This is a genomic window from Vibrio sp. YT-19(2023) (assembly GCF_033337395.1).
In genome coordinates, this window is sequence record NZ_JAWOQN010001082.1 from 1 (window position 1) to 529 (window position 529).

At 48.2% G+C, this 529-nt stretch carries 1 protein-coding gene; it reads right to left on the reverse strand.

Translation table 11 applies throughout. The features are described 5' to 3' along the window. Window positions 1-178: 178 nt before the first annotated feature. On the reverse strand, window positions 179-529 hold a 351-nt coding region (locus R7E78_RS30170), incomplete at its 5' end, for an LrgB family protein (protein ID WP_318059148.1).

Consider the following 529-nt stretch of genomic DNA (forward strand, 5'->3'; position numbering starts at 1 on the left):
TCATATACCCAAGTAATGAAAATATGCTAGCAGCGAAAGATAGCGTTTAGTTATGAATCTTGTTGGGACACGTTAGATGGGAAGCGTGCTTTGTAGCGAAAATCGTTTTCAACAGCGTACTACGATGAGAAAAGGAAAGTGACGGCCTGTCGGAAGGAGGACAGACCGTCACAATGACTTATTGATATAGCCAGACTGCTAAACCAAAAAAGCTCGGAGCGAGAATGGAGGTGATGATGCCGCATAGCACCAACGCTAACGATGAAAATGCAGCGTCGCCAGGTTGTTTCTCTGCGCAAGTCGCAGTACCAAGCGCGTGCGATACTGTGCCCATCGTCAAACCACGAGCAATTGGATGCTTAATGCCGATTAGGTTGTAGATTGGGTACGCCAAAATAGCGCCAAGAAGACCTACGATCAGTACTAAGATTGCAGCGACTGCCGCTGCACCACCAAGGTGGATTGAGATTTCCATTGCAATCGGAGTGGTCACTGACTTACCTCCTAGGCTCGCGATGAACATGCTGCC